The 19,487-nt window shown below is 74.5% G+C and carries 11 protein-coding genes; 7 read left to right on the top strand and 4 right to left on the bottom strand.

All coding sequences use genetic code 11. The features are described from left to right. The first annotated feature begins 92 nt into the window (after nucleotides 1-92). The 5 genes from Dfulv_RS12780 (at nucleotide 93) to Dfulv_RS12760 (ending at nucleotide 12,755) form a co-directional block, all read left to right on the top strand. Entirely contained in the window at nucleotides 93-971 is an 879-nt protein-coding gene (locus Dfulv_RS12780) for a DUF4132 domain-containing protein (RefSeq protein WP_259863087.1), read from the top strand. Next, the gene (locus tag Dfulv_RS12775; RefSeq protein WP_259863085.1) at nucleotides 968-5,749 is read left to right on the top strand and encodes a hypothetical protein; all 4,782 of its coding nucleotides are present in this window, start codon (nucleotides 968-970) and stop codon (nucleotides 5,747-5,749) included. Before Dfulv_RS12780 ends, Dfulv_RS12775 begins: the two co-directional genes overlap by 4 nt. After that, entirely contained in the window at nucleotides 5,746-6,903 is a 1,158-nt protein-coding gene (locus Dfulv_RS12770) for an ATP-binding protein (RefSeq protein WP_259863083.1), read from the top strand. The genes Dfulv_RS12775 and Dfulv_RS12770 overlap by 4 nt, the downstream gene beginning before the upstream one ends. Then, a complete protein-coding gene (locus Dfulv_RS12765; protein WP_259863081.1) occupies nucleotides 6,887-10,360 on the top strand; it encodes a vWA domain-containing protein in 3,474 nt (1,157 codons plus the stop codon). Before Dfulv_RS12770 ends, Dfulv_RS12765 begins: the two co-directional genes overlap by 17 nt. Nucleotides 10,361-10,442: 82 nt before the next feature. After that, entirely contained in the window at nucleotides 10,443-12,755 is a 2,313-nt protein-coding gene (locus Dfulv_RS12760; RefSeq protein WP_259863080.1) for a hypothetical protein, read from the top strand. A gap of 5 nt (nucleotides 12,756-12,760) precedes the next feature. Here the strand turns inward: Dfulv_RS12760 and murD are convergent, their stop codons facing one another. From murD to Dfulv_RS12740, 4 genes are read right to left on the bottom strand one after another with little or no spacing between them, the layout of a single operon-like run. Beyond that, the gene (gene murD / locus Dfulv_RS12755; RefSeq protein ID WP_259863079.1) at nucleotides 12,761-14,116 is read right to left on the bottom strand and encodes a UDP-N-acetylmuramoyl-L-alanine--D-glutamate ligase; all 1,356 of its coding nucleotides are present in this window, start codon (nucleotides 14,114-14,116) and stop codon (nucleotides 12,761-12,763) included. A gap of 10 nt (nucleotides 14,117-14,126) precedes the next feature. Next, the gene (locus tag Dfulv_RS12750) at nucleotides 14,127-14,876 is read right to left on the bottom strand and encodes a succinate dehydrogenase/fumarate reductase iron-sulfur subunit (RefSeq protein ID WP_259863078.1); all 750 of its coding nucleotides are present in this window, start codon (nucleotides 14,874-14,876) and stop codon (nucleotides 14,127-14,129) included. Continuing rightward, nucleotides 14,876-16,813, bottom strand: coding sequence for a fumarate reductase/succinate dehydrogenase flavoprotein subunit (locus tag Dfulv_RS12745; protein WP_259863077.1), 1,938 nt, complete (start codon nucleotides 16,811-16,813; stop codon nucleotides 14,876-14,878). The genes Dfulv_RS12750 and Dfulv_RS12745 overlap by 1 nt, the downstream gene beginning before the upstream one ends. Then, a complete protein-coding gene (locus Dfulv_RS12740) occupies nucleotides 16,810-17,442 on the bottom strand; it encodes a succinate dehydrogenase cytochrome b subunit (RefSeq protein ID WP_259867642.1) in 633 nt (210 codons plus the stop codon). Before Dfulv_RS12740 ends, Dfulv_RS12745 begins: the two co-directional genes overlap by 4 nt. Before the next feature lie 152 nt (nucleotides 17,443-17,594). Between Dfulv_RS12740 and Dfulv_RS12735 the strand changes: the two genes are divergently transcribed. Together Dfulv_RS12735 and Dfulv_RS12730 are read left to right on the top strand one after the other, a co-directional pair. Further along, a complete protein-coding gene (locus Dfulv_RS12735; protein ID WP_259863076.1) occupies nucleotides 17,595-18,503 on the top strand; it encodes a LysR family transcriptional regulator in 909 nt (302 codons plus the stop codon). A gap of 133 nt (nucleotides 18,504-18,636) precedes the next feature. Further along, nucleotides 18,637-19,473 (top strand): undecaprenyl-diphosphate phosphatase, encoded by an 837-nt coding sequence (locus Dfulv_RS12730; protein WP_259863075.1) that lies wholly within the window; start codon nucleotides 18,637-18,639, stop codon nucleotides 19,471-19,473. The last annotated feature ends 14 nt before the right edge of the window (nucleotides 19,474-19,487 follow it).

Below are 19,487 nucleotides of genomic sequence, written 5' to 3'. Positions count from 1 at the left end.
GGTGGCGGCCGGTGCGCGAAAAAATGTCGCACCGGGTCGCTAACCTCCCGGGGGTCCGAGGAGCTCCCCTAGATCGGTAAGGCAGTGGTCGCATGACATGGCTGGCGGCGAGCGGTGGTTATGAGGTCACCCTGGTGTCGGGGCAGATAGCGTGCCGCAACGCCAAGGGCAAGGTGCTCAGATCGATGCCGGCGGCGCTGCGCGACGACGCCGCGGTCGTCAACCTGCGGCAGCTCGTCGAGTGGCTGGGCCGGCACGAGGCACAGGTCCGCGAGCAGGTCGACCTGTGGATGGTGCGGTCGCTGCCGGTGCCGGCCGCGGTGCTGGCCCGGGTCTGGCCCGACGAGGTCTGGCGGGCGGCGCTCACCGACCTGGTCGTCGCGGTCCTCGACGACGACGGCGGCTGGGACCCCGACGAGGTGGGCTTCCTGCGTGACGCCGGCCCGGAAGGGGTCGGCATCGTCAATCTCGACGGCGAGACCGTGCGGCTGCCGGCGGCCCGGGTCGCGATCCCCCATCCGGTGCGGCTGCCCGACCTCGACGACCTCCGCGAGTTCGCCGCGGACCTCGGCGTCGAGCAGTCCGTCGACCAGCTGTTCCGCCAGACGTGGACGTGCCCCGCCGACCTGGAGCCGGCCGCGACGAGCGTCGGTGACTACGCCGGCGGCCGGTTCGCCGAGTTGCGGCACCTGCTGGCCCGCGCGGCGTCGCAGGGTTATCCGGTCAAGGGAGGCTACGCGGTCTGCCGGGTCTTCGAGGACGGCAGCGCGGTGGAGGCACGCAGCTGGGTCGGCGCGGACGACCCCTATTCCGAGGCGGAGACGGGCGACCTGGTGTTCGTGCGGGCCAGCGGCTCGTCGATCCCGCTGGGCGAGATCGGCCCGGTGGCCTGGTCCGAAGGCATGCGCATGGCCGCGGCGCTCTACGCGGGCCGGATCGTGGAACAGAGCGGCGAGGAGGCTGCGGCATGAACACCGTCGACGAGGCACTGCTGGACGCGGGAGCCGTGCTGCCGACCGGCGGCGGGGCGGGCACGGACACGGTCGACACGCTGACCACCAGGGCGTATCGGCATCCCGTCCTCGGCGACCGGACCGTGGTCCGGCTGGTGCCGGGCACGCTCGGCCAGGCCGAGGACCTCACCATGGAGTTCCTCGGTTTCACCGCCCCCGAGGCCGTCGCCGAGGTCGGCGTGGTGCGGCAGCAGGCGCTCGGCTTCCCCGCGTGGGCGCTGGTCCACGACCCGGCCAACGGTCACCACGCCCTCGCGCTGGTCAAGGAGATCGAGCGGCTGGTCCGGGTCGCGAAGTCCCGCATCGGCCCGGCCCGCGACGGGTTCAACGAGCTCGGCGAGCGTCTCGCCCGTTCGGTGCCGCACTTCCTGCCGACGTTCTACGAGGAGGCGGCCCGCGCGTTCCTCGCCGCCGACAGCACCTCCTACGCGGCGACGATGTTCGGCAAGGCCCGCGAGGCCGAGCGGCTCTACGCCCTCGCCATCGACGAGGACCGGCAGCACACGGTGTTCCTCGAGTTCGCCCTGGCCGGCGCGCTCACCGCCAAGGCACTCGCCGCGCACGCCCGCGACCTCGCGGCCCGCTGCGACCCGGCGACCGCCTACGACCGCTTCCGCCGGCTGTGCGTCGAGCGCACCCTCGGCGGCATGCCGCCGTATGCGCAGATGCACGCCGATCTGCGCCGGCTGGCGAAGGCCGCGAAGCTCGGCGCGGCCGAGGAGGAGACGCTGCTGCTGGAGCTGCTCGCCGCGCCGTCGATCCTGCGCGCGCCGGCCGGCTTCTGGACGGCCTACCGGCCGACGCTGGTGCGCATCGCCCGCCGCGATCCGGAGATCCGCGGCCGGCTGCTCGGCATGTTCCCCAAGGAGTGCCCGGCCGACGTCTGGCTCGACCTGCTCGACGAGGCCGGTGTCACGGAGGCGCTCACCGGACCGGCCGGCGGTGTGCCGGCCGCGGCCGAGTCGCCCGACGGGCCGGCCGGCTGGCTGGCACGGCTGGACCGGCACCGGGCGACCTGGCGCCGCAAGCGGCTGCCGGCGCTGCTCGTGCTCGCGGAGCGGATGGCCGGGCGGCTGCGGTCCGACGGCGTGCCGGTCGAGCTGTGCCGCAGCCGGCAGTTGGTCGACCTCGACCTCGTCGACACGTGCCTGGCGCTCGGCGTGCCGCTCGCCGAGGTGCCCGCCGACACGACCTGCGCCGTCGACCGCTGGCTCGAGGACGAAACCGAGGGCCGGCGCGACCTCGTCGAGGTCGGGCGCCACCCCGGGCTGCTGCCCGGGCTGGCCGACAGCGTCGAAGGGCATCTGCGCGTCAACTGGAGCGACCACGTCTCCGCCACACCGTCCCGGGTCGCGGCCGTGGTGGGCGTGCCCGGGCTCCGCGCGGTGCTGCACTGGTGGATGGACCGCCTCGCCGACCGGGTCGTCCAGCAGGGCCTGACGACGATCAACGCGGAGCTCGACCGGCTGGCGCTCGTCTCCTGCCCCGAGGGCCTGGCGGTCAACCCGGAGGCGGTGCGGCGCATTCTCGACCACGACCTCGGCCCGGTCCTCGGCCGCACCCTGCGCACCGGCGTCTTCGACGAGTTCGGCTGGCCGGCGCTCGAGGAGGCGGTCACCAGGATCGCGCTCGACGGCCAGACCGGTGTGCACATGCTGACCCAGTGGCCCCAGCTCGTGGTGCGCGCCGGTGACCAGGTGGTCGTCGCGGGTGGCGACGGTGTCGAACTGGAGCACCTGCTGCGCATCCCGCCGGACCAGCGCCGCTGGGACTGGCGCACCGCCGTCCGGTACGTCGACGGGCAGCTTCTGGTGAGCTGGGACCTGGGCCCGGAGCGGGCCGGCTACTGGAGCGGCGCGCCCGACGACGTCTTCATCACACCCGACGACGCGTTCCCCACCAACGCCGCGCTGTCCGTCGCGTTGCCCGGCGGCGGGCGCACCGCCGGTGGCCGGCCGCTGCACGCCGGCGACCACTCGGCGCAGGAGCGCGGCACGGTCGCCACCGACGGCCTGCACCACTGGGTGCTGGTGCAATCCGAGACCGACTACTCGTGGCACTGGCGGGAGTTCGACGTGGCGACCGGCGCGCTCGGCCGCGAGTCGCTGCCGGCGTTCTTCGAGCGCGGCGCGGTCGACGGCGAGCCGCTGGATCCCCACTCCTGCCGGCTCCTGCCGGCCGGCGAGCGCCTGTCCGGCAGCCCGCTCGGCTACCGTGACGGGCTCGTCGGCTGGCGGGTCCGCCGCACCCCCGGCGGCGCCCAGATCGGCGAGTCCGTCGACGGACGCACGTTCACCCTGCCCGACGTCGACGACGGCCACCGCGCCCGGTCCGGCCGGCTGGTGGGTGCGATCCGGTTCCCCGGGTCCGGCACCCTGCACGGCGTGGTCGTCCAGGACGCCTGGCGCGCCTCGGGTGTGGGCCTGTGGACAGCCGACGGCATGCAGTTCGGTTTCCTGGGCACCGGGCGGCAGACCTCGGCGTTCGCCGAGGGCACACCGCTGGTGCCGCCGCCGGCCTACTGGCACTACCTGCTGCCCCGGGACGAGGCCGGCTCGGCCGCGCTGCGGGTCTTCACCGACCGGGCGGCCGGTGAGCTGCTCGCCGCGGTGCTCGCCGAGACGGCGGCCGTCCCGGACGGCGACGGGGTGCGCAAGCTGGTCACCGAGGCACTGCCCGGGGTGACGCACCCGGCGCTGATCGACGGCGTCACCGGGATCGTGCGGGACACGGCCCGGTCCACTTCCCGGCTGCTGCGACTCGCCGGCGCGACCGCCGAGATCTCGGCGCTGCCGGTCAGCGAGCAGACCGACCCCGACGCCGACAAGCCCGGTGACCGGCTGCTCGACGCCGCGCTGCGCGGCCTGATCCCGAACTGCTACGACCACGGCCACGAGGCGGTGCGGCTCTACCTGCACGTCGGCGCCGCGCTCACCGGGCGCGAGCCGGGGCAGCCGATCGCGGCGCTGGTGGCCGGCGCCGACCCCGACTGGTTCGACGCCATCGGCGCCCTACCGGCGATCCTGCACCGCTCGGTGTCGCTGGTGACCCCGCCCGAGCACCGCGCCGCGCTGCTCGACCTCCTGGAGATCATGGCCGGGTCGGGCCTGCTGGCCGCCGGTGGGCGGGTGCGCCGGGTGCGGCTCCACTCCGACACCAACCAGCCGGTGCTGGAGGTCGGGGAGATCCTCGACCTCGGCGGGCGACGCCTCGTCGCCCTGCGGGTCGACCGCAGCGACGGCGAGGTGCGGGCCCTGGAGCACTCGGCCGACGGCCGGTTCGGGCCGGTGCCGGGACACACCATCGGGCAGGAGTCGATCCAGCACACGCACGGCATCGACGCGGAGCGGGTGACGGCGTTCGTGGCGCTGGCCCGCGAGCGCGGTGCCCTGCCGTGGCGGCCCGACGTGGTGCGGGCGATCTCCGCCGCGGCCGGCATCAGCCTCGCCGAGGCGACCGTCCTGCTGGCCGGCCCGGCCGATGAGCACACCTGGAAGCACGGCCGTCCCGACGGCTGGCAGATCGACCCGTCCGTCACCGACGCCGCCGTCGAGGCCGCGATGGAGAGCGTCCAGCGGGACCGCACGCTCTCGCAGGGCAGCGGCGTCCACGCCGTGCTGCTGCCCGACGACCTGGCGACGCTGTGGAGCGACGGCCCGGCGCTCCAGCGGCTGGCCGCCTGGCGCGCGGAACGGGTCGGGGCTCGCACCCCGGTCGACGACGAGCTCATCGTCGAGTTCCGCCGCTCGGGCGCGGCGACCGGGCTGAGCCCGTCGGAGTTCCTGCACGGCGTCGCCAACGTGGCGACCTGCCGCTGGCTCGCCGGACCGGTCGCCGGTGTCGACGAGGACGACCTGTTCGTCACCCTCGCCAGAGCGGTGCCCTGGCTGGTCCGGCGGCTGCCCAACGACCACCCGGTCCGCGCCGCCCTCCCCCGTGTCCTTGAGCTGGCCCGGCAGCGGCTCCGCGAGCCGGAGCTCGGCATCACGATCGGCGGCACCGACGGCGAGCGCCTGGAGAAGTTCCTCCGCGGCCTCGGCGTCCCGGTCACCCGCGACGAGCGGATGATCGACGCCGGCCTGTTCTACGTCCCCCAGCGGGGATACTGGCACGAGATCCGCTTCCGGCCCGCCCGCCTCGACGGCCTCGACGACCCGATCCTGGCGGCGCTGATCGCGTTCGCGGACGGCCCGACCGGCCCGGTCGTCGCGGTCCGCGCGATCCTCGGCGACCAGCTCGACGACTGGGTCGGCGCCGAGGTGCCGCCCGGTGCCGAGGGCGCCGAGCACGACCCGTCCCGCTCGGCGCCCGCCCTGGTCGCCGAGGTCGCCGAGCGGCACGGCCTCGGCGCCGACGCGGCCACGCTCTACCTGCAGCTGCTCGCCCTGCCCGACCCGACGGACCGCAACGTGGCCGGCTGGACCGGCTGGAAGCCGGCCCGGCTCAAGGCGGCCCGCGCCGAGCTGGCCGGCACCGACCTGGTCGTCGAGGCGAAACGCCCGCGCGCCGGCCGGTCGCTGTTCCTGCCCGGCGGCTGGCTGGCGCTCGGCACGCCGCACCTGCCGCTGGAGCGGTGGAAGCTGCCGCTGGTCATCGGCGGCGACGACGTCGTCAGCGCCCTCGGCGTGATCGTCCCGGTCGCGCCGGCGCCGAAGCTGTTCGAGCTGGCCTGGGCGCGGGTCACGACCGGTGACCACCCTCGATTCGAAGAACTCATCACGAAGGGACGCCGATGACGGCCTCGACCATGACCCGGCAGATCGACCCTGCCGAGTTCGCGCACGCCACGGAGCTGGCGTTCCTGGCCGCGCACGACGACGGCGCCCGGCCGCCGGGCTGGCGGCTGACGCCGCGCGCGGTCGTCACGTTCATCGTCGGCAGCGACGGCCGCGAGCTGACGCTGCCCAAGGGTGTGCGGCCCGACGGGGTGCCGGTGAAGCTGGAGATCCCGCGCAAGTTCGTCGGCGACCGTGCCCTCGTCGAGCGGTGCGTCGTCACCCTCGCCGGGGAGCGCGGCCTGCTGCTCGTCGGTGAGCCCGGCACGGCCAAGTCGATGCTGTCCGAGCTGCTGGCGGCGGCGGTCTGCGGCACCAGTGAGCTGGTGGTGCAGGGCACCGCCGGCACGACCGAGGACCAGCTGCGCTACGGCTGGAACTACGCGCTGCTGCTGGCCGGCGGGCCGAGCCCGGAGGCGCTCGTGCCCTCGCCCGTGCTCACCGCGATGCGGACCGGGGCGGTCGCCCGGATCGAGGAGATCACCCGGTGCCTTCCGGAGGTGCAGGACGCGATGGTGTCGATCCTGTCGGACCGGCGCATCGCCGTGCCCGAGCTGGCCGGCACCCCGGGGGCGACGATCCACGCCGCGCCCGGGTTCACGCTGATCGCCACCGCCAACCTGCGTGACCGCGGCGTATCGGAGATGTCGGCGGCGCTGAAGCGGCGGTTCAACTTCGAGACCGTCGGCCCGATCCCGGACCTGGCCGCGGAGACGGCGCTGGTGGCCCGGCAGGCGAAGGCGGCCCTCGATCGGGTCCGCACGCCGTTCACGGTCGACGACGCGGTCCTGGAGGCGCTCGTGACGGCGTTCCGCGACCTGCGGGCCGGGCGGTCCGTCGAGGGCTGGGAGGTGGAGCGGCCCTCGACGGTGATGAGCACCGCCGAGGCCGTCGCGGTGGCCACGTCGCTCGGACTCGCCGCGGCCTACTTCCCCGGCGACCGCGACATGCTCTCCCTGCTGCCCGCCCACCTGCAGGGTGTGGTCTGCAAGGACGACCCGGCCGACGGCGCGAAGCTGCTCGGCTACTGGGACGGCGCGGTGCGGCGCCGGGCCGAGGACGGCGCGCGGCTCTGGCGACAGCTGTGGGAACTGCGTGATGTCCTCCAGTCCTGAAGCCGCGCTCGAGGCGCTCGCGGGTTCCACCGCGCCGTATCTCATCGGGGTCCGGCACCACTCCCCGGCACTGTCCGTCGTCGTCGAGGAGCTGCTGGCGAAGTTCGGGCCCGAGGTGCTGCTGCTCGAACTGCCGGCGGAGTTCGCCGAGTGGCTGCCGTGGCTGGCCGACGGGGCGACCAGGGCACCGGTCGCCCTCGCCGGGGTCGTCGGTTCCGGCGGCGGCCCGGCGTTCTACCCGTTCGCCGACTTCTCACCGGAGCTCGTCGCGGTGCGATGGGCCGCCCGCAACGGCGTCGAGGTGGTCCTGTGCGACCTGCCGCTGGCCGACCGGCGGTGGCAGGCGCATCCGCCGGAGGCCGCGCCCGCTGGGGCCGAGACCCGTTCCACGTTGGCCGATTCGCTGCGGCGGTCGGCCACCGGACGGGCCGACGAGGACATGTGGGACCGGGTGGTGGAGGCCCGCGCACCCGGCGCCGACCCGGAATCCGTGCGGCGGGCGGCGCTGCTCGTCGGCTGGGCGATGCGGCAGGACGCCGCCGACGGGGCCGGCGTCCCTGCGCTCGACCTGCACCGCGAGGCGTGGATGCGCGGCTGCCTGGCCGCCGTCGCCGGCCGCCGGGCGGCAGCGGTCGTGGGCTCGTTCCACGCCGCGGCCCTGCTGGCGGACGCCGACGACGGCACCGTCCCGCCGGCGGGTGCCGCGAGGTCCGCGGAGCGGGTTGTCACGTCGCTGGTGCCGTACAGTTTCGCGCTCCTCGACGCCCGGTCCGGATACCCCGCCGGGATCCGCGACCCGCGCTGGCAGCAGGCGGTCGTCACGGCCGGCGGACGGCCCGAGGCGGTCGAGGCGGCGGCCCTGGCCTCCGTGGTCGAGGTCTGCGCCCAGATCCGCGCCGCCGGACACCCGGCCGGTCCCGCCGAAGCGCGGGAGGTGTTCCGGCTCGCCGCCGACCTCGCGCGGCTGCGGGGCCTGCCGGCGCCGGGGCGGGGTGAGCTCATCGAGGCCCTGCAGAGTGTCCTCGCCCACGGCGAGGTGCTCGGCCGGGGCCGTGCGGTCGCCGCCGCCATGGAACGGGTCCTGGTCGGCGACGTGCGGGGCGGGCTGGCGCCCGGGGCGCCACGGTCCGGGCTGCGGCCCGCCGTTGAGACGCTGCTCGCCGAACTGCGCCTGCCCGGGCCCGGCGAGCCCGCCCGGGACCTGCGGCTCGACCCGCTGCGTTCCGACCTCGACCGGCGGCGCGAGGTCGCGCTGCACCGGCTGGCCGCGTGTCACGTGCCGTACGGGGAACGGACCGCTGTCGAGGGCACCGGCGGCGTCGACGCGCTCACCTCCCGCTGGACCGTGCGGTGGGTGCCGGGCACCGAGGCGATGCTCGACGTCGCCGGCATCCGCGGGGTGACACTCGCCCAGGCCACCGAGGGCGCGCTGCGTGAGCAGCGGCGTGCCGAGCTCGCCGACAACGGGCCGACCGCGGCGCAGATCGTCGCCGGGCTGGCCGCCGCGGCCGAGTGCGGGCTGGTGGCACTGGCCGGGGAGCGGCTGGCGGAGTTCTCGGCCACGATCCCCGCGAGCGCGAGCCTCGACGAGCTCATGACCGCGCTGGCGCTGGTCGACCGGCTGCGCCACGGCCACGTGCCCGGCCTGCCGTCGCCAGAGGCGATCGGTGACCTGCCCGCGGTGGTGGCGTCCCTGGAGGCGGCGGCCGTTCGGCAGGTCGACGGCCTGGCCGGCTCCGACGACCTCGCCGACGTGCGGGCGCTCGTGGCACTCAGCCAGCGGGTCGACGCCACCGGCACCGGGCTGCGGCTGACCGACGCCCTCGATCGCCTCGTCCGCACCGCCACGCCGGCGATGGGTGCCGCCGCGGGCGCCGTCCAGGTGCTGCTCGGGCTGGCCGATCCTGCCGAGCTCGGCGCCCGCGTGGCGTCGTGGGTCGACGGCGCGACCGGCGACGAGGGGCGGCGCCGGCTGCTCGGGCACCTGCGCGGGCTGCTGACGGCCGCGGAGCCGCTGCTGCAGACCGGCCACGGTGTGCTCGACGGTCTCCTCGACCGGGTCGGGTCGCTGTCCGACGCCGACTTCCTGTCCCGGTTGCCGGCGCTGCGCGGCGGGTTCCAGGCCGTGAGCCCCGCCGGGCGGGACCGGCTGCTCACGGTGGTCGAGCGGCAGCTCGGGACCGACGATCTGGCCCTCGACACCGGCGACGTCGACCCGGCGCTGCTGCTGACCCGGCTGCTCGCCGACCGCGCGGGCCGCGCGGCGGTCGACGGGCTCGGCGTCCTGCCGGAGCCGGCCACGCCGGCTCCGGCCGACCACGCCGAGCCGGCGGCGCCGCGCGCCGACGACCCGGCACACGATCTGTCCACTGTGGACCGATGGCGGCTGCTCCTGGGTCGCCGGTCGAAGGGTCTGAACCCGTCGGCGGCGCGGTATGCGACGGCGCTCGACGAGCTGTACGGCGCCGGGTCCGGCGAGGGTTCCCGGGCCGAGAGCGGCGGCGCGGGCCGGGGACCGTCGTTCCCCACGGTCCGGGAGTGGGCGGAGGAGCTTTCGGTCCTGTTCGGGCCGGGCATCCGCGAAGAGGTCCTGGCCCGGGCCGCGGAGGCCGGGCGGCGCGACGCGGCGCTGCTGCTCAGCCCCGACCACGTCACCCCGTCCGTCGAGCTGCTGCAGACGGTGCTGTCGCTGGTGGGCTCGATGCCCGAGTCTACGGTGGCCCGGCTGCGCCCCCTGGTGGCCCGCATCGTCGACGAGCTCACCCGGCAGCTCGCCGCCCGGCTGCGGCCGGCGCTGGCCGGCATCACGACCCCGCGGCCGACGCGACGGCCGGGCGGACCGCTCGACCTGCCCCGGACGCTGCGAGCCAACCTGGCGACGACCCGGCGCGCGGCCGACGGACGGGTCCAGGTCATCCCGGAGCGGCCGGTCTTCCGCACCCGGGCACGCCGCGGCGTCGACTGGCGGCTCGTCCTGGTCGTCGACGTGTCCGGCTCGATGGAGGCGTCGGTCATCTGGTCGGCGCTCACCGGGGCGATCCTGGCCGGGGTCCCGGCGCTGACGACCCACTTCGTCGCGTTCTCGACCGAGGTCGTGGACCTCACCGACCGGGTCGGCGATCCGCTGGGGCTCCTGCTGGAGGTGCGGGTCGGCGGCGGCACGCACATCGCGGCCGGGCTGCGGCACGCGCGGTCGCTGGTGACGGTGCCGTCGCGGACGCTCGTGGTGGTCGTGAGCGACTTCGAGGAGGGGTATCCGTTGGGCGGTCTCCTCGCCGAGACCCGCTCGCTGGTCGAGTCCGGGGTGACCGTCCTCGGCTGCGCGAGCCTGGACGACGCGGGCCGGCCGCGGTACTCCGTCCCGGTCGCCTCCCAACTCGTCGCGGCCGGCATGCCCGTGGCCGCCCTCAGCCCGCTGGAACTGGCCCGCTGGGTCGGAGAGAAGGTGCGCCGATGACACTCGTCCGGAGCGAAGCGGAGGGGCCGGTCATCATGGGCTCAGCCTGGAGGTCGGGCGGCCGGAGCGAAGCGGAGGACGCATGACCACGGTCGTCTTGCCGCCGGTTGCCGCTGCGGTGCTGGTCGCCGCGGTTGACGGGCTGCCGGCCCGGCTGCGGAAGAAGCTCGACGACGCGGCCGCGAAGCTCGCCGGCCGGGCGGTGGTGGCCGACGGCCCGCGGTACAGCGTCACGATCGACGACACGACCACGGTGACGCTCGTGACCGAGGCCGGCGTGGTGCGCTCCCCGGACGCGGTGACCTGCACCTGCCTCCTGGCCCCGAACTGCCTCCACCGCGCGGCGATCCTGGCGCTGGCCCCGGTCGACGCGGGCGACCCGGAGGAACCGGTCTCCGAGGCGGCGCCGGCCGATCGAGCCGACGACCGTCTGGACAGCTCAGCACCGTCGAGCGGCACGGCCGCGCCGGCCGGCGTCGCCGCGGCGGCCGGCTCAGGCGCGGCTGGCGTTGCCGCAGCGGCCGGCCCGGGCGCGGCCAGCGTCGCCGCAGCGGCCGGCCCGGGCGCGGCCAGCGTCGCCGCCCCCGACCCGGCGGGCGGCACCGGCGCCACGGCCGGCACGGGCGCCACGGGCGGCACAGGAGCGTTCAGCAGCGTCGACACGGTCGGCGCTGCTCCCTCGCACGCGACCGGCGCTGCTCCCTCGGACACGGCCGGCGTGGACGAGGCCGCCGGGGCGGCGGGCCGGGCCGGTGTCACGGAGGCCGCTCCGGGCCTGGCCGGCGACAGCTCCGCCGTCGCTCCGGTCACCGCGTCGGGCTCGGCCGATCCCCCGCCGTTGACGGCGCAGCAGGCGACCGCGGTCGCGAATCTGTGGCGGGCCGCCGCCGCCGTGCTGGCCGCCGGGGTGACCGGCTCCGGGGCGGTGGTGCGGACCACGCTGCTGCGGGCGGCCCATGACGCGCAGGCGTGCAAGGTGTACCGGCCGGCGGCGGCCGCCCGGGCCGTGGCCACGCTGCTGCAGGCTGCGCGGGCGGGCGAGCCGCAGTACCGGCTGGCCGACCTCACCGACGCGCTCCGCGACCTGCTGACGGTGACGCACCGGTTGCGGGTCGCTCCGGCGGCCGGGTTGCTGGGCAGCGCCCGCCGGGCGTACGAGATGCGGGGAAGCCTGCGGCTCTACGGGCTGTGCACGACCGCGGTCCTCGCCGACACGGGGCATGCGGGCGTCGTGACGTACGTCGCCGATCGGGACGGCGAGCTGTGGATGATCGCCGACGTCGCGCCCGGGGACGCCCGGCGGGCGGCGACCGCGGGCAACGCGACCGTGGCGCTCGGCGAGACAGCGCTCAGTCATCGGGCCCTGACCCGCGCGGGGCTGGTGGTGTCAGGGGCGACCGCCGCCACCACCCGGCAGCTGGGCGCCGGGAAGTCCGTCCGGGCGGTCACCGCGAGCGGGGTGGCGTGGCACGAGGAGCCCCTCGCGGGCCTGTGGGCGCCGCCGGCTGCGGAGCAGATCCACCGGGCGTTCGAGGCCCTGACCGTGCCCGTCGCCGAGCGGGCGGCCGGGTCCGACCTGCTGTTCCTGTCGGTACGGGTCGTGGGCACCGACGGCGACGACGTGTTCGCCGCCACGGCCGACGGCACGACGCTGACGCTGCGGGTGGCGTCGGACCATCCGGCGCTGGCGTACCGGGAGAACCTGCGCCTGCTGGGCACCCGGCCGGGCCTGGAGCTGCTGCTGATCGGGCGGCCCGATCCGGCGCGGCAGGGCACCGTCCACCCGCTGGCGGTCGCGCCGCCGTCCGGCGTCACCTGGTCGTTGCCGGCGCCGCACCAGGGGCATGCCGACCTGGCCTTCGACCGGCTGCACCGCAGCCACCTGCCCGAGCCGGACCAACCGCCGACCGAGCCGGACCAGCCGGTAACCGAGTCGGTCCAGCCGCCGGCCGAGTCGGTCCAGCCGCCGAGCAAGGCGGACGACGCGGCACCACCCGCCGACGTCGACGGAACGGGAGGGCAACAGGACGACGCGTGGCAGCCGGTCGCTGCCGACCCGGCCCTGCACCTCCTGCGTGCGCAGGTGGAGCGGACGGTGTCCGGCGGGCGGGCGATGGTGACGTTCGCGGCGCGGCGCGGGCCGTCGGACGCCGACCGGGTGCGGCGGGCCAGGCTGGAGACCGGGGCGGCGCTCCTCGACCACCTGGCGACGGCCGCCGGCAACCGGCCGCGCGACGCGTTCGGGCGGCTGGCGGACGACGACGGGACGGCGTTCGCGCAGGTGTGGCTCGCCGCGGCCGTGTACTCGGACGCGGCCACCCGGGCGTATGCGGAGGCATCCTGGCTGCCGGGTGACCTCACGCCCGCCGGCCCGGCAACGGAAGGGTCCCGGTGACCGGGTCACCCGCCCGCCGTGGCCTCGATCGCCTCGACGAAGGCCTTCGCGCGGGCCTCGTAGTTGTCGTACCGGCCGTAGCTCGGCGCGGCCGGCGACAGCAGGACCACGCCGCCGGGTGGGACGATGCCGCGCGCCAGGCGGACCGCGGCGGGCAGGTCCTCGGCGACGACCCTGTGGATGCCCGGCAGCTCGCCGACGACGTCGAGGATGTGCTCGCCGCTGTCGGGGACGCCGATGAGGGTGAGTTCGACGCCACGGGTGGCGAGGAAGTCGCGCAGCGGGGTGTAGTCGATGCCGCGGTCCTGGCCGCCGACGATGACGGCGAGCGGGCGGCCGGCGTACGCCTCGATGGCGTGGATCGCGGTCTGCGGCGCGGTGGAGAGCGAGTCGTTGACGAACTCGACGCCGGACGGGTCGGCGATCGGGGTGAGCCGGTGCGGCAGCGGCGTGAAGGTGCGCAGTGCCGCCTCGACCGACGCGCGCTCGGCGAGCACGTCGACGCCGTACGCCTGGACGGCACCGAGCGCCACGCACAGGTTGCTGTCGTTGTGCGCGCCGCGCAGCGGGAAGGCGTCGCGGTGGAACAGCGGCTCGTCCCCGAAGAAGACCGTGTCGCCGGACACGTGGAAGCCGGACGGGACGGCGGCCGGCACCAGCGGCAGGCCGGGGCGCGCGGCCAGTTCGGCGGACAGCGTCGGGTCGGTGGCGTTGTGGACGACCGCGGCCGCGCCGTGCGACGCCGCGTTGAGCTTGTGGGCGTAGTACTGCGCCGGGAGGCCGTCGCGGGTCCAGTCGAGGTGCTCCTCGAACAGCGACGTCAGCGCGACGACCCGGGGCGAGTCGGTGAGGTCGGCCGACTGGTACATCGACAGCTCGATCACGTAGAGCGGCGCCTCGGGCAGGCTCAGGACCGCGACGCCGATGTTCCCGCCGACGACGGCCGGGCGGCCGGTGGCGTTGAGCAGGTGGCCGATCAGGCTGGTCGTGGTGCTCTTGCCCTTGCTGCCGGTGATGCCGATCGTCCGGTCGGCGTGGTCGGCCATCCACAGCGCCGTGCCGCCGGTGATCGTGACGCCGCGCTCCCGCAGCTCCTGGATCCACGGGTGCGACTCGCCGATGACCGGCGAGCGGACCACGATCTCCACGTCCTCGAGGGCCTTCCAGGCCGCGTCACCCTCGAAGAGCGGGGCGAGCGCGGCAAGGCGCTCGTCCCACGTGGCCTGCAGGAACGTGACCTTGTCCTGCACGACGACAAGGCTCGCGGGCCCGTGCGGCGCGATCGCCTCGACCGCCGCCTTGCCCTCGCGGCCGGTACCCCAGACGGCGACCCGGCGGCCGCGCAGTTCGGACAGGTGCATGGCCGGTAGCCTAGCGGCCGCGCCCGCTGCGGGACTTCCGGTAGTCGCTGTTCAGGCGTCCGATGAGCGTCAGCGGGATGCCCTTCGGGCAGACCGTCGTGCACTCGCCGGTGTTGGTGCAGCCGCCGAAGCCGGCCTCGTCGTGGGCGGCGACCATGCCGACCACGCGGGAGTCGCGCTCCGGCTGGCCCTGCGGGAGCAGGCCGAGGTGGCCGACCTTCGCCGCGGTGAACAGCATCGCCGAGCCGTTCGGGCAGGCCGCGACGCAGGCGCCGCAGCCGATGCAGGTCGCGGCCTCGAAGGCGGCGTCGGCGTCGGCCTTCGGCACCGGGGTGGCGTGGGCGTCGGGCGCGGCGCCGGTCGGCGCGGTGATGTAGCCGCCGGCCTGGATGATCCGGTCGAACGCGCCGCGGTCGACGACGAGGTCCTTGACGACCGGGAACGCGGCGGCGCGCCACGGCTCGACGTCGATCGTGTCGCCGTCCTTGAAGTGCCGCATGTGCAGCTGGCAGGTGGTGGTGGCCCGCTCGGGGCCGTGCGCCACGCCGTTGATCATCATGCCGCACATGCCGCAGATGCCTTCGCGGCAGTCGTGGTCGAACGCGATCGGCTCGTCGCCCTCGAGGATGAGCCGCTCGTTGAGGACGTCGAGCATCTCCAGGAACGAGGCGTCGGGTGAGACGTCCTTGACCTCGTAGGTCACCATCCGGCCCCGGTCGGACGGGCCGGTCTGGCGCCACACGCGTAGCGTGATGTCCATTACTTGTAGCTCCGCTGGGTCGGGTGGACGTACTCGAAGTCGAGCGCTTCCTTGTGCAGGACGGGCGGCTCGCCGGTACCGGTGAACTCCCAGGCCGCGACGTAGGAGAACGCGTCGTCGTGGCGCAGCGCCTCACCGTCGGGCGTCTGGCTCTCGGCGCGGAAGTGCCCGCCGCACGACTCGGCGCGGTGCAGCGCGTCGATGCACATGAGCTCGGCGAGCTCGAAGAAGTCGGCGACGCGGCCGGCACGCTCGAGGTTCTGGTTGAGCTGCTCGCCCGTGCCGGGCACCTTGACCCGCGTCCAGAACTCCTCGCGCAGCGCGCGGATGAGGGAGAGCGCCTTGGTGAGGCCCTCCTCGGTGCGCTCCATGCCGCAGTACTCCCACATGATGTGGCCGAGCTCGCGGTGGAACGAGTCGACGGTCCGGTCCCCGTCGACGGCGAGCAGCGCGGAGATCCGATCCTCGACCGAGGCGCGCGCCGACACGACCGCCGGGTCGTCGGTGGCCACGGCCGGGTACGGGCCCGCGGCCAGGTAGTCGTTGACGGTGTTCGGCAGCACGAAGTAGCCGTCGGCGAGGCCCTGCATCAGCGCGGACGCGCCGAGCCGGTTGGCGCCGTGGTCGGAGAAGTTCGCCTCGCCGATCACGAACAGGCCGGGGATCGTCGACTGGAGGTCGTAGTCGACCCACAGGCCGCCCATCGTGTAGTGCACGGCCGGGTAGATGCGCATCGGCGTGACGTAGGGGTCCTCGCCGGTGATGCGCTGGTACATCTCGAAGAGGTTGCCGTACTTGGCCTCCACGGCGGGGCGGCCCAGCCGGGTGATGGCGTCGGCGAAGTCGAGGTAGACGCCGAGCCCGCCGGGGCCGACGCCGCGGCCCTCGTCGCAGACGTTCTTCGCGGCGCGGGAGGCGATGTCCCGCGGTACGAGATTGCCGAACGACGGGTAGATGCGCTCGAGGTAGTAGTCGCGCTCGTCCTCGGGGATGTCCGCGGGCTTGCGGTCGTCGCCGGCGCGCTTGGGCACCCAGACGCGCCCGTCGTTGCGCAGCGACTCGCTCATCAGTGTGAGCTTGCTCTGGTGCGTGCCGGACTCGGGGATGCAGGTCGGGTGGATCTGCGTGTAGCAGGGGTTCGCGAACAGCGCGCCCTTGCGGTGTGCCCGCCAGGTCGCGGTGACGTTGCAGCCCTTGGCGTTGGTGGACAGGAAGAACACGTTGCCGTAGCCGCCGGAGGCGAGCACGACGGCGTCGGCGAAGTCGGTGGTGATCTCGCCAGTGACGAGGTCGCGCACGACGATGCCGCGGGCCCGGCCGTCAACGACGATGAGCTCCAGCATCTCGTGGCGGGCGTGCATCTCGATGTTGCCGGCGGCGATCTGCCGCTCCATGGCCTGGTAGGCGCCGAGGAGCAGCTGCTGGCCCGTCTGGCCGCGGGCGTAGAACGTGCGGGACACCTGCGTGCCGCCGAACGAGCGGTTGTCGAGCAGGCCGCCGTACTCGCGGGCGAACGGCACGCCCTGCGCCACGCACTGGTCGATGATGTTCACCGAGACCTGAGCGAGCCGGTAGACGTTGGACTCGCGGGCGCGGAAGTCGCCGCCCTTCACCGTGTCGTAGAACAGCCGGTAGACCGAGTCGCCGTCGTTGCGGTAGTTCTTCGCGGCGTTGATGCCGCCCTGCGCGGCGATCGAGTGCGCGCGGCGGGGGCTGTCCTGGTAGCAGTACGACCGGACCTTGTACCCGGCCTCGGCGAGCGTGGCCGCGGCGGAACCGCCGGCCAGGCCGGTGCCGACGACGATGACGGTCAACTTGCGGCGGTTGGCCGGGTTGACCAGCTTGGCGCCGAACTGCCGGCGCTCCCAACGGGTCTCGACGGGCCCGTCGGGGGCGGCCTTGTCGGCGATCGGGTCGCCTTCGTTCCAGAGTTTCATGACACCAGCCCGGTGAGCACTGCGAACGGCACCGACAGGTAGCCGACGACCAGGACGACGGAGAGCACGAGCGCGATCGCGCGGGCGCGGCGCTCGCCGCGCGGGGACTGCTGCCCGAACGTGCGCAGCGCGCTGAAGATGCCGTGCCGCAGGTGGAAGCCGACGGCGACGATCGCGAGCGTGTAGAAGAGCGTGACGTACCAGCGTGAGGGCGCGAAGTCGGCGACGACGTTGGCGTAGGGGTGCTGCGCGTCGCCGATCGGGTTCAGCGTGCCGGTGGTCAGGTCGAGGATGTGGAAGACGACGAAGAGCAGGATGATGACGCCGCCCCAGCGCATGGTCCGCGCGGCGTAGCTGCCCTGGACCTTGGGCCGGTGGGCGTAGCGGACCGGGCGGGCGGCGCGGGCGCGGCGGGCCAGGACGACGGCCGAGGCGATGTGCGCGACCACGGCGGCGGTGAGACCGACCCGCTGGATCCACAGGTACCAGGTCCGTGGCAGCAGCGGCGTGCCGATGTCCCGCAGCCAGTGGGCATAGTGGTCGAAGGATGCCGCGCCGACGAAGATCTTCAGGTTGCCCGCCATGTGCGCGAAGAGAAACAGCACCAGCAGCAGCCCGCTGGCCGCCATGACCAGCTTGAGGGCTACCGAGGACGTCTTGCGCTTCCGAGGAGCGCGCACGGGGCGCGCGGGGGCTGTAAGTACCGCCACGAGCCCGACGCTAGGGCCGAACGACCCATTCGTCCAATGCATGAGACCCGTAGTTGCGATAGCCGTACGCTATGAGGGTGCAGCTGCAACAACTTCGATACTTCGTAGCGGTGGCCGAACTACGACATTTCACCCGGGCGGCCGAACTGCTGGGTGTGAGCCAGCCGACGCTGAGTAAGCAGATTCACACCCTGGAAGCGGCCCTCGGCGCACCGCTGTTCGACAGGTCGCGCGGGACGGTCGTCCTCACCACCGCCGGCGAGACACTGCTCCCGCTGGCGCGCCGGGTGGTGGCGGACGCCGACACCGCGCGCGACGCCGTCCAGGAGGTCGTCGGGCTCCGCCGTGGCCGGGTGCGCCTGGGTGCGACGCCGAGCCTCTGCACGTCGCTCGTTCCGGTGGTACTTCGTGAGTTCCACGCCCGGCACCCGCAGATCGATCTCCACGTGGACGAGGGCGGTTCGCAGGACCTGGTGGCCGACCTCGTCACGCACGCGCTCGACCTCGCGCTGATCGTCGAGCCGGCGCGGGGCACCGACCCGGCGCTGGAGACCGTGCCGCTGCTGCGGGAGAGCCTGGTGGTGGCCTCGGTGGCGCCGCTGCCGGACCGGCTCGCCCTCGCCGACCTGCGCGACACCCCGCTCGTCATGTTCCGGACGGGCTACGACCTGCGCGACACCACGCTCGAAGCCTGCCGCCGCGCCGGTTTCACGCCCACCTACGCCGTCGAGGGCGGCGAGATGGATGCGGTACTGGCCTTTGTCGAGGCCGGCCTCGGCGTGGCCCTGGTCCCGAGCATGGCGCTGGTGAACCGCCCGCTCCTGCGCACGACACCGCTCGTCGACCAGGACGTGCACCGGACGATCGCCCTGGCCCAGCGACGCGGCTCGGTCCTCCCCCACGCCGCCCAGGCGATGCGCACGACGCTGCTCGACCACGTGGCCAGGAGCCCGCTGCCGTTCGGCGTCCAGACCCTGTGAGTCAGGCGGGGTCGGCCGGCACCCGGTTGCGGCCCGAGCGATCGGCGGTCCTGAGAGGAAGCTGAGGACCGGTGTGACAGGAGTCCGCGCGTCCTCCGGTAAGTTCGCCACGGCGGATCGGAGGAGGACTCCCTTGGATATCTGGCAAGCGGTCGTGCTCGGCGTGGTCGAGGGTGTGACGGAGTTCCTGCCCGTCTCCTCCACGGGGCATCTCACGATCGCCGAGAAGCTCATGGGCATCCCGATCGACGACAAGGGTGTCACCGCGTTCACCGCGATCATCCAGGTCGGCGCGATCATCGCGGCGATCATCTACTTCCGGGCCGACATCGGCCGGTTCATCGCCGGGTTCGTCAAGGGCGTGACCAGCGCCGAGGGGCGCAAGCAGGACGGCTGGCGGATGGCGGTCAACGTCATCATCGGGTCGCTGCCGATCGCGGTCGTCGGCCTGCTGTTCAAGGACCTCATCGAGGGGGCGCTGCGCAGCCTGTGGTTCGTGGCCGGCGCCCTGGTGGTGTGGAGCCTGGTGATGGTCACCGCCGAGCACCTGGCCCGCCAGCGGCGCGGCGAGGGGCAGGTGACCTGGAAGGACTCGCTGCTGATCGGGCTGGCGCAGTGCATCGCGCTGGTGCCAGGTGTGTCGCGCTCCGGCGCGACGATCAGCGCCGGGCTGTTCCGCGACCTGGACCGGGTCACCGCCACGCGCCTGTCGTTCTTCCTCGGCATCCCGGCGCTCACCGCGGCCGGCGCGCTCGAGGGTGTGCAGCGGGCGGGTGAGGTCGCCAGCACGGTCGGCTGGGTGCCGGTCGGGGTCGGGCTGGTCGTGAGCTTCGTCGTCGCGTACGCCTCGATCGCCTGGTTGCTCAAGTTCGTCGCGAGCCACTCGATCGCGACGTTCGTCTACTACCGCGCGGCGCTCGGCGGGGTGATCGTGGCGCTGCTCTGGGGCGGTGTGGTCGCCGCGACCTGACCCGGGTGGGGCGA

This window comes from Dactylosporangium fulvum (genome assembly GCF_025137375.1).
GTDB classification, from domain to species: Bacteria; Actinomycetota; Actinomycetes; order Mycobacteriales; family Micromonosporaceae; genus Dactylosporangium; species Dactylosporangium fulvum.
The sequence above is the reverse complement of the archived record's forward strand: the minus strand, read 5'-3'. Positions and strand labels throughout refer to the sequence as shown.